General features: G+C 75.9%; 13 protein-coding genes. 1 reads left to right on the top strand and 12 read right to left on the bottom strand.

Annotated features, from left to right (window positions below; genetic code table 11):
- Window positions 1-14: 14 nt before the first annotated feature.
- The 12 genes from smc to LFA75_RS17710 form a co-directional block, all read right to left on the bottom strand.
- Window positions 15-3,563 (bottom strand): chromosome segregation protein SMC, encoded by a 3,549-nt coding sequence (smc, locus tag LFA75_RS17765; RefSeq protein WP_225236084.1) that lies wholly within the window; start codon window positions 3,561-3,563, stop codon window positions 15-17.
- Window positions 3,564-3,635: 72 nt separating this feature from the next.
- Window positions 3,636-3,830: a hypothetical protein gene (locus tag LFA75_RS17760; RefSeq protein ID WP_225234927.1), complete on the bottom strand. Its 195-nt coding sequence runs from the start codon at window positions 3,828-3,830 to the stop codon at window positions 3,636-3,638.
- Between the two features lie 154 nt (window positions 3,831-3,984).
- The gene (locus tag LFA75_RS17755; RefSeq protein WP_225234926.1) at window positions 3,985-4,254 is read right to left on the bottom strand and encodes an acylphosphatase; all 270 of its coding nucleotides are present in this window, start codon (window positions 4,252-4,254) and stop codon (window positions 3,985-3,987) included.
- The gene (mutM, locus tag LFA75_RS17750; protein ID WP_225234925.1) at window positions 4,251-5,123 is read right to left on the bottom strand and encodes a bifunctional DNA-formamidopyrimidine glycosylase/DNA-(apurinic or apyrimidinic site) lyase; all 873 of its coding nucleotides are present in this window, start codon (window positions 5,121-5,123) and stop codon (window positions 4,251-4,253) included. Before mutM ends, LFA75_RS17755 begins: the two co-directional genes overlap by 4 nt.
- Window positions 5,124-5,128: 5 nt before the next feature.
- On the bottom strand, window positions 5,129-5,872 hold the full coding sequence (gene rnc / locus LFA75_RS17745) for a ribonuclease III (protein ID WP_225234924.1): 744 nt from the start codon (window positions 5,870-5,872) through the stop codon (window positions 5,129-5,131).
- A 26-nt stretch (window positions 5,873-5,898) separates the two neighbouring features.
- A complete protein-coding gene (rpmF, locus tag LFA75_RS17740) occupies window positions 5,899-6,078 on the bottom strand; it encodes a 50S ribosomal protein L32 (RefSeq protein ID WP_225234923.1) in 180 nt (59 codons plus the stop codon).
- Between the two features lie 2 nt (window positions 6,079-6,080).
- Window positions 6,081-6,677, bottom strand: coding sequence for a YceD family protein (locus tag LFA75_RS17735; RefSeq protein WP_225234922.1), 597 nt, complete (start codon window positions 6,675-6,677; stop codon window positions 6,081-6,083).
- A 105-nt stretch (window positions 6,678-6,782) separates the two neighbouring features.
- Window positions 6,783-7,472 carry a hypothetical protein gene (locus LFA75_RS17730; RefSeq protein WP_225234921.1) on the bottom strand — a complete coding sequence of 230 codons (690 nt, stop codon included), beginning with the start codon at window positions 7,470-7,472 and terminating at the stop codon, window positions 6,783-6,785.
- Complete coding sequence (gene coaD / locus LFA75_RS17725; protein ID WP_225234920.1) at window positions 7,469-7,957, bottom strand: pantetheine-phosphate adenylyltransferase; 489 nt, start codon at window positions 7,955-7,957, stop codon at window positions 7,469-7,471. The genes LFA75_RS17730 and coaD overlap by 4 nt, the downstream gene beginning before the upstream one ends.
- A gap of 7 nt (window positions 7,958-7,964) precedes the next feature.
- Complete coding sequence (gene rsmD, locus LFA75_RS17720) at window positions 7,965-8,519, bottom strand: 16S rRNA (guanine(966)-N(2))-methyltransferase RsmD (protein ID WP_225234919.1); 555 nt, start codon at window positions 8,517-8,519, stop codon at window positions 7,965-7,967.
- Complete coding sequence (gene recG / locus LFA75_RS17715) at window positions 8,516-10,711, bottom strand: ATP-dependent DNA helicase RecG (RefSeq protein WP_225234918.1); 2,196 nt, start codon at window positions 10,709-10,711, stop codon at window positions 8,516-8,518. Before recG ends, rsmD begins: the two co-directional genes overlap by 4 nt.
- 2 nt (window positions 10,712-10,713) lie before the next feature.
- The gene (locus LFA75_RS17710; RefSeq protein WP_225234917.1) at window positions 10,714-12,363 is read right to left on the bottom strand and encodes a DAK2 domain-containing protein; all 1,650 of its coding nucleotides are present in this window, start codon (window positions 12,361-12,363) and stop codon (window positions 10,714-10,716) included.
- 140 nt (window positions 12,364-12,503) lie between these two features.
- Between LFA75_RS17710 and rpmB the strand changes: the two genes are divergently transcribed.
- Complete coding sequence (rpmB, locus tag LFA75_RS17705; RefSeq protein ID WP_225234916.1) at window positions 12,504-12,695, top strand: 50S ribosomal protein L28; 192 nt, start codon at window positions 12,504-12,506, stop codon at window positions 12,693-12,695.
- Window positions 12,696-13,038 lie beyond the last annotated feature (343 nt).

The raw sequence follows: 13,038 nt of genomic DNA, 5'->3' as shown, positions 1-13,038 counted from the left end.
CCCGGGGGGCGGGCTCAGCCCGCCGGGCGCAGGCGCTGGCTGATCACCCCGGTGATGCCGTCGCCGCGCATCGAGACGCCGTAGAGCGCGTCGGCGATCTCCATCGTGCGCTTCTGGTGGGTGATCACGATGAGCTGCGAGGTGTCCCGCAGCTGCTCCACCAGGGTCAGCAGGCGACCGAGGTTGACGTCGTCCAGGGCCGCCTCGACCTCGTCGAGGACGTAGAACGGCGACGGCCGGGCCCGGAAGATCGCGACCAGCAGCGCGACGGCGGTCAGCGACCGCTCCCCGCCGGACAGCAGCGACAACCGCTTGACCTTCTTGCCCGGCGGCCGCGCCTCCACCTCCACGCCCGTGGTCAGCAGGTCCTCGGGGTCGGTCAGGGTCAGCCGGCCCTCACCGCCGGGGAACAGCGTCTGGAAGACCTGCTCGAACTCCCGCTGCACGTCGGCGAAGGCCGCGGCGAACACCTCGTGGATCCGGTCGTCGACCTCACGGACGACGGTGAGCAGGTCCCGGCGGGTGGCCCGCAGGTCCTCCAGCTGGGTGGTGAGGAACGCGCTGCGCTCCTCCAGCGCGGCGAACTCCTCCAGCGCGAGCGGGTTGACCCGGCCCAGCGCCGCGAGGTCCCGCTCGGCCGCGGCCGCCCGGCGCTCCTGCACCGCCCGGACGTAGGGCACCGGCTCGGGTTCGGGCTCGTCGTCGGGGTGCGGGCCGGGCACCGGGACCGGGGCGGCGGGGCCGTAGTCGGCGACGAGCTGGTCGAGCTCGATGCCGTGCTCCTCCACCGCCCGGGTCTCCAGCGACTCGATGCGCAGCCGCTGCTCGGCGCGGGCCACCTCGTCGCGGTGCACCTCGCCGGTCAGCCGGTCCAGGTCGGCGGTCAGCTCACGGACCCGGGTGCGGACGGCGAGCAGATCCGCCTCCCGCCCGGTCCGGGCCGCCGCCAGGGCGTCGCGCTCGGCGACCGCCAGCTCGAGGGAGGTCCCCAGCACCACCAGTGCGTGCTCGGCGCCGGCCCGCACCTCGGCGGCCACCGCGGCGCCCTGCGCCCGGGTGCGGCGGGCCTGCTCGGCGCGCTCGCGGGCGGCCCGTTCCTGGCGGGCCTGCCGGCGCAGCGACTCCGCGCGGCCGTGCAGCGACCGGGCCCGCTCCTCGGCGGTGCGGACGCCCAGCCGGGCCTCGGTCTCGGTGACCCGCACGGCAGCGACCTCGGCCCGCAGCTGGTCGCGCTGCGCCGGGGAGGGCTCGTCGGGGACCGGTTCGGCCTCGGCCGCGGCGAGCCGGTCGGCCAGCCCGGCCTCGGCCACCGCCGCCTGCTCCAGCCCCTGCTCGGCCCGCACCAGCGCGGCGTCCGCGCGCTGCGCCTCCGCGACGGCGGAGCGCAGGTCGGCGCTCAGCCCGGCGCGTTCCCGGTCCCGGGCGGCGCGCTCCCGCTCGGCGTCCCGGCGGGCCGTGGCGGCCGCCTCGACCGCGGCGGTCGCCGCGCGGTGCGCCTCCTGCGCCTGCGCCAGCTGCTCGGCGAGGTCCCGGGCGTGCGCGGTGGCCCGGCCCAGGTCACCGTCGGCGGCGTCCACCCGGGCGCGGACCTCCAGGCCCGAGGGCGCATCCGGCTGGCCGCCCGTCGCCCGGCCGGCCCCCAGCGAGTCACCGGCCGCGGTCACCACGCGCAGGTCGGGCCGGGCGGTGACCAGCGCGACCGCGGCGGCGAGGTCGGCCACCACGGCCGCCCGGTCCAGCACCCGGGTCAGCGCCGGGCGCAGGTCGTCCGGGGCGTCCAGCAGGTCCAGCGCCCACCGCGCGCCGTCCGGGAGCGGGCCGTGCGCGGTCGGGACGGCGTCCTCCCCCGGTCCGGCGACCGGCGGGCCGCCCCGGCCGGCCGCGGTGTCGGCCGGGTGGGCCGGCGCGTCGGCGGCCGCCCGCGGCCCGGTGACCACCAGGGCCTCGGCGAGCCCGCCGAGCGCGGCGGCGACGGCCACCTCGTCCCCGGGGTGCACGGCCAGCCGGGCGGCCAGCGGGCCGGCCACCCCGCCCAGCGCCCCGTCGTCGGCCGCGGCCAGGACGGCGGCCGCGCCGTCGACCGGGGCCAGCCCGAGCGCCAGGGCATCCCGGCGGGCCCGGGCCGCGCCGCGCTCCCGCTCGGCGGCGCGCTCGGCGTCGGCCGGCCGGGTGACCTCCCGGGCCGCCTCGACCTGGGCCGCCCGCGCCGTCTCGTGCGCCCGCACCTGGGGCAGCGACTCCTCGGCGCCGTCGTCCTCGGGCTCGACCTCCGGACCGGCCGCGGCCAGCCGGTCCGCGGCGTCGTCCGCGCGGGCCTGCGCCTCCCGGGCTGCCTGGGTGGCGCGCTCGACCTCGGCCTCCCCGGCCGCGGTCCGCGATCGGGCTGCGGCGACCTGGCCGGACAGCCGGGCCAGGCCCTCGCGGCGGTCGGCCAGCGCGCGGGCCGCGGTCACCAGCTCGCGCTCGGCGACGGCCAGGGCGGCGTCCAGGTCGGTGCGGGCCGCGGTGGCGGCGGTCAGCCGGTTCCGCTCGGTGGCCAGCTGGTCGGCCAGCTCGACCTCGGCGACCTCCACCCGGCCGGCCTCCTCGTCGAGGGCGTCGGGGTCCCGGCCGGCCGGGACGGCGACCGGGGCCGACAGGTGCCGGTGCCGCTCACCGGCCAGCTGCGCGGTGCTGCGGAACCGCTCCGCCAGCGTGGAGAGCCCGAACCAGGTGTCCTGGGCAGCGGTCAGCGCCGGGGCGTCGGCGGCCAGCGCCGCCTCCAGCGCGGCCTGCCGCCCGCTCGCGGCGGCGAGGTCGGCCTCGACCCGGGAGCGCTGCTCGCGGGCCGCGGTCTCGTCGGCCACGTCGGCGTCCAGCGCGGTGCGCAGCGCGACCAGGTCGTCGGCGAGCAGCCGGAGCCGGGCGTCGCGCAGGTCCGCCTGGATGCCGGCCGCCCGGCGGGCCACCTCGGCCTGCCGGCCCAGCGGCTTGAGCTGACGGCGCAGCTCGGTGGTGAGGTCGGCCAGCCGGTCCAGGTTGGCCTGCATCGAGGTGAGCTTGCGGAGCGCCTTCTCCTTGCGCTTGCGGTGCTTGAGGACGCCGGCGGCCTCCTCGATGAACCCGCGGCGGTCCTCCGGGCGGCCGGACAGGACGGCGTCGAGCTGGCCCTGGCCGACGATGACGTGCATCTCGCGGCCGATGCCGGAGTCGCTGAGCAGCTCCTGCACGTCGAGCAGGCGCACCTTGTCGCCGTTGATCTCGTACTCGCTCTCGCCGGAGCGGTACATCCGGCGGGTGATCGCCACCTCGGCGTAGTCGATCGGCAGCGCGCCGTCGGCGTTGTCGATGGTGAGCGTCACCTCGGCCCGGCCCAGCGCCGCACGGCCGGCGGTGCCGGCGAAGATGACGTCCTCCATCTTGCCGCCGCGCAGGCTCTTGGCGCCCTGCTCGCCGAGCACCCAGGCGATGGCGTCCACGACGTTGGACTTGCCCGAGCCGTTGGGTCCGACGACGGCGGTGATGCCCGGCTCGAGCCGGAGGGTCGTCGCCGACGCGAAGGACTTGAAGCCCTTGAGCGTCAGGCTCGACAGAAACAGGACCCCGTCCTCCTCACCACTCGCAGGCTCGCGGCGAGCCTCGGGACGGGGCCAAAACTACCGGGAGAGGGCGGGCTCGACCTCGGGGTGGGCCATGGTCAGCAGCTCGTGGGCGATGCGCTCGTCGCGCTCGGCGCGCAGCTCGGCCACCTCCGCCTCCAGGCGGCGTACCCGGCCGCGCAGGGCGGCGAGTTCCTCCGCGACGCGCAGGTCGCGCGGGGCGACGACGGATCCGATGAGGGCCTTGGCCATGACGACAACGGCCTTTCGACGTACGGGTGGTCCCGCGGCGTCCGGGGACCGGGAACGCGGGCTGGTGCTGCCAGGGTGACAGCCCCCCGTCCCGAGGTCAACGCCGTGGTCAGGCGTTCACCGTGTCGCGGTCGTGTCGTCTGCCTCACGCCGCTCAGCCGGTGGTGAAGCCCTCCTCGCCCACGGGGTCCTGATCGGTCAGGGCGACGTCCCGCGGCGCACCGGCGGCCCCCGGCCCGGTCAGCGCGTCCACGACGGCGCGCACGTCGTCGTCCGCCCCCTCCAGGACCACCTCCACCCGACCGTCGGCCAGGTTGGTCGCGGACCCGGCCAGCCCGCGCTCCCCCGCCAGACCCCGGACGAACCAGCGGTAGCCCACGCCCTGCACCTCGCCGGAGACCAGGGCGACCACCCGGCGGGTCACGACCGTCGGGCCCTCGGTCGCGGCTGGCAGGTCGGGCAGCTGTAGCTCGACCGGTTCATGAACGACTCCCGGCGGATCGGCGTGCCGCAGCGCGGGCACGGCCGGTCCACCTGGCCGTAGACCGCCAGCGACCGGGAGAAGTACCCGCTCTGGCCGTTGACGTCGACGTACAGGGAGTCGAAGGAGGTGCCGCCCTGGGCCAGGGACTCCCGCAGCACGTCCTGCACGCCCTCGACGAGGTCCACCACCTGGGCGCGGGTCAGCTTCTCGGTCGGCCGGGCACCGTGCAGCTTCGCTCGCCACAGCGACTCGTCGGCGTAGATGTTGCCCACCCCGCCGATCAGCGTCTGGTCCAGCAGGGCCCGCTTGACATCGGTGCGCCGGCGGCGCAGCGCCGCGGCGAACGCGTCGACGTCGAACTCCTCGACCAGCGGATCGACCGCGATGTGCTGCAGCCGGCCGGGCAGGCCCTCGGGCCCGGCGTCCTCGACGGCGAGCCCGCCGAAGGTGCGCTGGTCGACGAAGCGCAGCTCACGGCCGCCGTCGGTGAAGGTGAACCGCGCCCGCAGGTGCTTCTCCAGCGGCTCGGTCGGCTTCTCCACCAGCAGCTGGCCGCTCATGCCGAGGTGGCCGACCAGCACCCGGCCGGTGGCGACCCCGTCGCGGGCCAGCGGCAGCCACAGGGACTTGCCGCGCCGGTGCGCGCCGGTCACGGTCGCCCCGGTCAGGTCGGCGACGAAGTGGTCGGCCCCCTCCAGGTGCCGGCGGACGGCGCGGGGGTGCAGGACCTGCGCGGTGGCGACGGTGCGGCCGGCCACCCAGCGCTCCAGCCCGCGCCGGACCACCTCGACCTCGGGGAGCTCGGGCACCTCGCTCAGCCCTTCGCGGTGCCGGTCGCCGACAGGGCACGCCAGGCGTTCTGGGCGGCCATCTGCTCGGCGGCCTTCTTGGTCCGGCCGTGCCCGTCGCCGCGGGGCTCGTCGGCCAGCAGCACGGTGGCGGTGAAGGACTTGGCGTGGTCGGGTCCCTCGGACTCGATCAGGTAGACCGGTGCACCCAGCCCCCGGGCCGACCCCAGCTCCTGCAGGCTGGTCTTCCAGTCCAGGCCGGCGCCCAGCGTCGCGGACTCCACGAGCAGCGGGTCGAACAGCCGGTGCACGATCGCGGCGGCGGCGTCCAGCCCGAGCCCGAGGTGGATCGCCCCCAGCAGCGCCTCGAGGGCGTCGGCCAGGATCGACTCCTTGTCCCGGCCGCCGGTGGCCGTCTCGCCCCGGCCCAGCAGCAGGTGCGGGCCGATGCCGCCCTCGCCCAGCAGCCGGGCCACGCCGGCCAGCGAGGTCATGTTGACCACCGAGGCCCGCAGCTTCGCCAGCTGGCCCTCGGGCAGGTCGGGCTGGCTGCGGTAGAGCTCGTCGGTGACGACCAGGCCGAGCACGGAGTCCCCGAGGAACTCCAGGCGCTCGTTGGTCGGCAGCCCGCCGTTCTCGTAGGCGAAGGACCGATGGGTCAGCGCCAACGCCAACAGGCCGCCGGGCAACGTGACGCCCAGGGCGTCACGCAGCCAGTCGGCGGCCCGGTCGGCGTGCTCGGCACCCCCGGGGAGGGCGTCTCCGGTCACGACGGGATCGTGCTGGTCCAGCAGGGTCAGACCGCGATGACCTGGCGGCCGTCGTACTGGCCGCAGGTGGGGCACGCGATGTGCGGGGGCTTGAGCTCGCCGCACGCGCGGTTCGGGCACGGCGCGAGGGTGGGGGCCGTGGCCTTCCACTGCGAGCGACGCGAGCGGGTGTTCGAGCGCGACGTGCGCCTCTTCGGGACAGCCACGGTCAGTTCTCCTTAGACGGGGTGAAACGGTCGGCGAGCCCGGCCCAACGTGGGTCGAGCACCTCGTGCGTGTGGTCGGCCGGGAGGTCGTCGAGCCGCAGTCCGCAGTCGACGCACAGACCCGAGCAGTCCGGGGTGCAGGTGGGCGAGAGCGGCAGGGCCAGGACGACGGCGTCCCGGACCAGCGGCGCGAGGTCGAGGCGCTCGCCGTCGATCCGGCGTACCTCGTCCTCCTCGCTGGTGGCTTCGGTGGTGCTGCCCTCGTAGGCGAAGAGCTCCTGCACGTCCAGGTGCAGGGTGTCCTCGACCGGCTCGAGGCAGCGGGCGCACTGCCCGGTGACCGGGGCGTCGACCTCGCCGGTGACGAGGACGCCCTCCATGACCGACTCGAGCCGCAGGTGCAGCTCGACGGGGGCGCCCTGGGGCACGCCGATCATCTCGATGCCCCAGCGCTCGGACGCCGGCACGGTCTTCTCCCAGTCGCGCATCGACCCGGCGCGGCGACCCAGCTCGCGCAGGTCGACCTTCCAGGGGTCGGCTCCGGGGCGCCGGGCGTCGGGGGACGCGGCGCCTCGGCGGGGCGAGGGGGCAGCAGGCATGACGGATTCTCTGTGCTCGGGGGCAGGTGTCACCGCAGGGCGTGCAGGGCAGCGCATGCGGGAGCAGCCCAGGTTACACCGGGCGGCCCGGTGCGGTGGACGGGGTCAGGGCTGGCGCAGCTGGCCGCGGGCGGCCTCGACCGAGCGCACCATGTGGCCCAGCGTGGTGCCGAAGTCGGCCAGCCGGCTGTCGACGTACTCGTCGACCTCGGTGCGCATCCGGGCGACCTCCGCAGCCGTCTGCTGGCCCAGCTCGTCGGACCGGTCCACCGCGCCGCGGTAGACCTCGGTCTCGGTGACCAGGCGGTCGTGCTCGGCCTGCCCGGCGGCGACCAGGGCCGCGTGCTGCGCCCGGCCGTCGGCCAGGAGCTCGGCGGCCTGCCGGTCGGCCTCGGCCAGGATCCGGTCGGCCTCGGCCTCGGCGCGGGACAGCAGGTCCTCGACCTCGGCCTGGGCCTGGGTGATCAGCTCGTCGCGCTGGCGCCGGGCGGTGCCGATCAGCTCGTCGCGCTGGCGGCGGGCGGTGCTCACCACCGTCTCGGCCTCGGTGCGGGTGCGGCCGGTGAGCCGCTCGGCCTCGGCCTGGGCCTGCTCGAGGATCTCGGTGCGCTGCTCGACGATCGCGCCGGCCTGCTGCACCTCCTCGGGTAGCCCCTCGCGAAGGTCGTCGAGCAGGTCCAGCAGGTGGTCCCGCGGCACCATGCACGACGAGGACATCGGCACGCTGCGGGCGTTCTCGATGACCGAGGCCAGCTCGTCGACGACCTCGTACAACCGGTACACGACCTCGGTCACGACTCCCCCTCCTCCTCGCGCCGGGCCACCAGCCGGGCGTTGACCCCCGGCGGCACCAGGTGCGAGACGTCCCCGCCGAAGGCGGAGATCTGCTTGACCAGGCTGGAGGACAGGTGGCCGACCTGGGGCGCGGTGGGCACGAAGAGCGTCTCGATCCCGGCCAGCTCGCGGTTCATCTGGGCCATCTGCAGCTCGTACTCGAAGTCCCCGACCGCCCGCAGGCCCTTGACGATCACCGGCACGTCGTGCGCGGTGCACCACTGCACCAGCAGGCCGCTGAAGGAGTCCACGGTGACGTTGGCCAGGCCGGCGGTGGCCTCGCGCAGCAGGGCCATCCGCTCCTCGACGTCGAAGAGCCCGGCCTTGCCGGGGTTCACCAGCACGGCCACGACGAGCTCGTCGTAGAGCGCCGCGGCCCGGGTGATGACGTCGACGTGCCCGTTGGTCACCGGGTCGAACGACCCGGGGCAGACCGCCCGCCTCATGCTGCCCTCACGGTGCGCGACCGTACCGGAGCAGGGCCTCCCCGTAGCGGCGGTCGCGCAGACCGACCAGGGGTGTCGGCCACTCCCAGGGCTGCTCGCGGGACGGTCGCTCGACCACCACGACCGCCTCGGGGGCCAGCCAGCCCCCCGTCGACAGGGCGGCCAGCACCCCCAGCACGACGTCGGGCTCGACCGCGTAGGGCGGGTCGGCGACCACCAGGTCGAACGGCGCGGACGCCGGTCGGCCGACGACCGCGGGGACCGAGCCGGCCACCACCGAGGCGCCGGGCAGGCCGAGCGCGGCGATGTTGGCCCGCAGCACCGGCAGCACCTTCGGGCCGGACTCGACCAGCACGGCCTCGGCGGCCCCGCGGGAGAGCGCCTCGAGCCCGAGGGCCCCGGACCCGGCGTACAGGTCCAGCACCCGGGCCCCGGGCAGGTCCAGCAGCGACCCGAGGCTGTTGAACAGCGCCTCGCGGGCCCGGTCGCCGGTCGGCCGCACCCCGCTGGCCGGCACCTTGAGCACCCGGCCGCGGGCGGTGCCGGCGATGATCCGGGTCATGCCCGCTCCAGCCAGTCGGCGCGGTCCCCGGCGTTGAGGGCGGCGACGGCCGCGGCCAGCTCGGGGTGCTCGGCCAGGCCCAGGTCGGACTCGAGCAGGTCGGCGGCCTCGGACCGGGCCGCAGCGATCAGCTCCTCGTCGTGCAGCAGCGACAGCAGCTTGACCCCCGAGCGCCGGCCGGACTGGGCGGCGCCGAGCACGTCGCCCTCCCGGCGGGTCTCCAGGTCCAGCCGGGCCAGCTCGAAGCCGTCGGTGGTGGCCGCGACCTGGGCCAACCGCACCCCCGTCGAGGACGACACGGGCGCCTCGCTGACCAGCAGGCAGAGCCCCGGGTGCCGGCCGCGGGCCACCCGGCCGCGCAGCTGGTGCAGCTGGCTGACGCCGAACCGGTCGGCGTCCATGACGACCATGACGGTCGCGTTGGGCACGTCGACGCCGACCTCGATCACCGTGGTGGCGACCAGCACGTCGACCTCCCGCTGGGCGAAGGCCCGCATCCGGGCGTCCTTCTCCTCGGGGGTCAGCCGGCCGTGCAGCACCTCGACCCGCAGCCCGGCCAGCGGGCCGCCGCGCAGCTGCTCGGCGACGTCGAGCACGGCCAGCGGCGGGCGCCGCTCGCTCCCGCCGTCCGCACCGCCCTCGGGTGCGCCGTCGGCGTCCTCCGGCCGCTCGTCGGCCTTCTCGTCGTCCCCGATCCGCGGGCAGACCACGTAGGCCTGCCGGCCCTCGGCCACCTCCTCGCGGACCCGCTGCCAGGCGCGGTCCAGCCAGGCCGGCTTCTCCCGCACCGGCACCACCGAGCTGCTCACCCCGCCGCGGCCGGCGGGCAGCTGGCGCAGGGTGAGCGTCTCCAGGTCGCCGTAGACGGTCATGGCGACGGTGCGCGGGATCGGGGTCGCGGTCATCACCAGCACGTGCGGGGGCCGCTGGCCCTTGGCCCGCAGCCGGTCGCGCTGCTCCACGCCGAACCGGTGCTGCTCGTCGACCACCACGAGGCCGAGGTCGGCGAACTCCACGCCCTCGGACAGCAGCGCGTGGGTGCCGGCGACGATGCCGGCCCGCCCGTCGGCCACCTCGGCCAGCGCCGCCCGACGGGCCGCCGTCCGCAGCGAGCCGGTCAGCAGGGTGACCCGGGTGCCGTCGGGGTCGCCGTCCAGCTCCCCGGACCGGCCCAGCGGGCCCAGCAGCCCGGCGATGCCCCGGGCGTGCTGCGCTGCCAGCACCTCGGTGGGCGCCAGCAGCGCGGCCTGCCCGCCGGCGTCGACGACCTGGGCCATGGCCCGCAGCGCGACGACGGTCTTGCCCGACCCGACCTCGCCCTGCAGCAGCCGGTGCATCGGCTGCTCCCGGCCGATCTCGGCCTCCAGCGCGTCACCGACCTCGCGCTGGCCGTCGGTGAGCTCGAAGGGCAGCAGCGCGTCCACGGAGTCGGCCAGTCCCCCGGCCCGGCGGGGCCGGGCGATGCCGGGCTCCAGGGCCGCGGCGCGCCGCCGGGCGGCCAGGGTCACCTGCAGGACGAGTGCCTCGTCCCACTTGAGGCGGTGGTCGGCGCGCTCGACGTCCTCGGGGGTCTCGGGGTGGTGCTTGAGCCAGATCGCGGTGGCCAGGGACATCAGCCCGTGCCGGGCGCGCACCGGCGCGGGCACCGGGTCCTCGGCCATCAGCTGGTCGGCCGCGGCCGGGGAGTCCAGGACCAGCTTGAGCGACTTCTGCAGCACCCAGCTCGACACGCTCTTGCTGGCCGGGTAGATCGGCAGCATCGCCGTGGCCCACTCCTGGGCGTCGGTGGACTCGTCCAGGAGCTGGCAGTCGGGGTGGTTGAACTGCAGCTGGCCGTGCCAGCTGCTGACCGTGCCGGCGAACAGGCCCCAGGCGCCGACGGCCAGGCGGGCGTGCTTGTGGTTGAAGAAGACCAGCCGCATCGAGCTGTCGCCGTCGCCGACGGTGATCTCGGTGATGCTGCCGCGCCGGTTCTTCATCGGCCGGGTGTCGACCTTGCGCACCTGGCCGAGCACGGTCACCCGGTCCCCGACCTGCAGGTCGGTCAGCTTGGTCATCTCGCCGCGGCGGGCGTAGCGGCTCGGGTAGTGCCGCACCAGGTCGCGGACCGTCTGCAGCTCCAGCTCGTCGGCCATCGCCTTCGCGGTGCGGTCGCCGACCACCTTGGTCAGCGGGGTGTCCAGGGTCAGCACGGTCACTCCACCCCGATCAGCAGCGGACGGGCCCCCTGACCCAGCGGGTGCACGGACACCTCGACCGTGGGGTGCCGGGCCGCCAGGTGGGCGGCCGCGGCCTCGGCCAGCCGCCCGCCCAGCAGGGTCACCAGCTCGCCGCCGCCGGCCAGCAGCCGGTCCAGCAGGTCGCAGGTGACGGTCAGCTGGGCGCCGCCGATCACCACGACGTCGCCCTCGACCACGCCGAGCGCGTCGCCGGGGTGGCAGCGGCCGGCCGACGTGAGCGCCTCGGTGTCGGCCAGGACCACCTCGGCCCACCGGGTCGCCGAGGCCGCCTCGGTCATGGAGATCACGTCGTCGGCGAAGCGCCGTCCCGGGTCGGCCACCGCCACCGCGGCCAGGCCCTGCACCGGGGAGCGGGTGGGCACCACGGCGACGTCGCGGCCCTCGCCGCGCACCGCGGCGGCCGCCCGGGACACCGGGCCGACCAGCAGCGGGTCGTCGGGCAGCACGACCACGTCGGCGGCACCGGAGGCCAGCACGGCCTGCGCGACGGCGTCCTGCACGGCGTCGGCCGCTGCGGTGTCGTCGCGGTCCTGGGGCAGCTGCACCACGAGCACCTGGACGCCCTCGCCGCCGAACAGCTCGGCGAGGCCCTCGGCCGCCGGGCCGTCGGGCACCAGGGCCAGCGTGGCGCGCACCCCGGCGACGGCGGCGGGCAGCCGGACCGGGGCCAGCGCGGTGACCGCGATCTGGTGCGGCCGGCCGGCGCGGATGCCGGCCTCGATGGCCGCGCCCACGTCGTGCACGTGGACGTGGACGTTCCACTCCCGCCCGGTCGGGGTGTCCACCCCCACGACCACCAGGCAGTCGCCCAGCCAGCCGAGCTCGGTGCGCAGCCGCTCGACAGCGGTGTCGGAGGAGTCGGCGAGCAGGAACTGGACCTCGCTGCCGGGGTCGGCGCCGGGGCGCTGCACGCCCGGCCCGGCGTCGTGGCGGTGCGGCCGCTGCGGACGGCGGGCCAGCGGGGGGCGGTCGGGCTCGGTGCCGGTGACGGTGGTGACCAGGGCGTCCAGCACCACGCACCAACCGGCTCCCCCGGCGTCGACGACCCCGGCGTCGCGGAGCGCGGCGAGCTGGTCGGTGGTGCCGTGCAGGGCCCGGCGGGCGCCGTCGGCCGCCGCCCGGACCACCTCGGCCAGCGCCGCCCGGCCCTGGTCCACCGCCGCCCCGGCCGCCTCGGCGGCCGACCGGGCGACGGTGAGGAAGGTGCCCTCGGTGGGCTCGGCGACGGCCTCGTAGGCCGTGCCTGCCGCCCGGCGCAGCGCCCGGGCGAACGTGGAGCCGTCGACGGCGCCGGCGCCGGCGAGCTCGTCGGCCAGACCGCGCAGCAGCTGGGCGAGGATCGCCCCGGAGTTGCCGCGCGCGCCGAGCACGGCGCCCCGGGCCCACCGGGTCCAGACCGACTCGGGATCACCCGTGCCGGTGTCCTCACCGGGTTCGGCGGCCTCGGCGGCGGCCTGCGCGGTGAGCAGCAGGTTCGTGCCGGTGTCCCCGTCGGGCACGGGGAAGACGTTCAGCTCGTCGAGCCGGCCCCGGGCCGCGCGCAGCGCATCGACAGCGGTGCGGCTCCAGCGGCCGACCGCGGCCTCGTCCAGCGCCGTGAGCACGTGCCGGAGGCTACCGGTGGCCACCGACACCACGGGCCCGCCGACCGCGCCGGGCGCGGACCGGCTACAGTGGACCAGCAATCCGCGCGGGTGGCTCGTACCCCGCGCCTTCTGAACGTCTTCTCTAGGAGTGATCGACCGTGGCTGCCGTGTGCGACGTGTGTGGCAAGGGGCCCGGTTTCGGCATGTCGGTGTCTCACTCGCACCGCCGGACGCCGCGCCGTTGGAACCCGAACATCCAGGCCGTCAAGGCTGTCGTCGGCAACGGCACCCGCCGTCGCGTGAACGCCTGCACGAGCTGCATCCGGGCTGGCAAGCTCACCCGCAGCTGACGGCCGCCCCTCCTCCGGGAGGGATGCCACGACGACCCCGGTCACCTCGGTGACCGGGGTCGTCGGCGTTCCGGGCCGACGTGCCCTGCTGCAGTTAAGCGGTTAGCGTCGGCGCAGTGCAGTTCCGCCGTGACCCCGAGCCCACGAGACCAGAGAGGATCTCGTATGCCGTCTTCTGCTTGAAAAAAAAAAAAAAAAAAAAAAAGAAGAGAAAAAAGATAGGAAAAGAAATAGAAGCAAGATATGGGCGCTATGCAAATGAAGAGGAGTGATGTAGAAGAAGAAAGACTGGGTAGAAGACAGAATAAGGCGTACTGGCGAGGAGTGGTACGAGGAGAAGAGA

Origin of the sequence: Klenkia terrae (assembly GCF_900491935.1) — a bacterium.
Taxonomy (GTDB): domain Bacteria; phylum Actinomycetota; class Actinomycetes; order Mycobacteriales; family Geodermatophilaceae; genus Klenkia; species Klenkia terrae.
This window is presented reverse-complemented; position numbering and strand designations above follow the sequence as displayed.

Coding starts and splice junctions, on each gene's coding strand:
- LFA75_RS17760 (WP_225234927.1), bottom strand. CDS start 3,830: ATGGCCAAGGCCCTCATCGGATCCGTCGTCGCCCCGCGCGACCTGCGC.
- LFA75_RS17735 (WP_225234922.1), bottom strand. CDS start 6,677: ATGCCTGCTGCCCCCTCGCCCCGCCGAGGCGCCGCGTCCCCCGACGCC.
- coaD (WP_225234920.1), bottom strand. CDS start 7,957: ATGAGGCGGGCGGTCTGCCCCGGGTCGTTCGACCCGGTGACCAACGGG.
- rsmD (WP_225234919.1), bottom strand. CDS start 8,519: ATGACCCGGATCATCGCCGGCACCGCCCGCGGCCGGGTGCTCAAGGTG.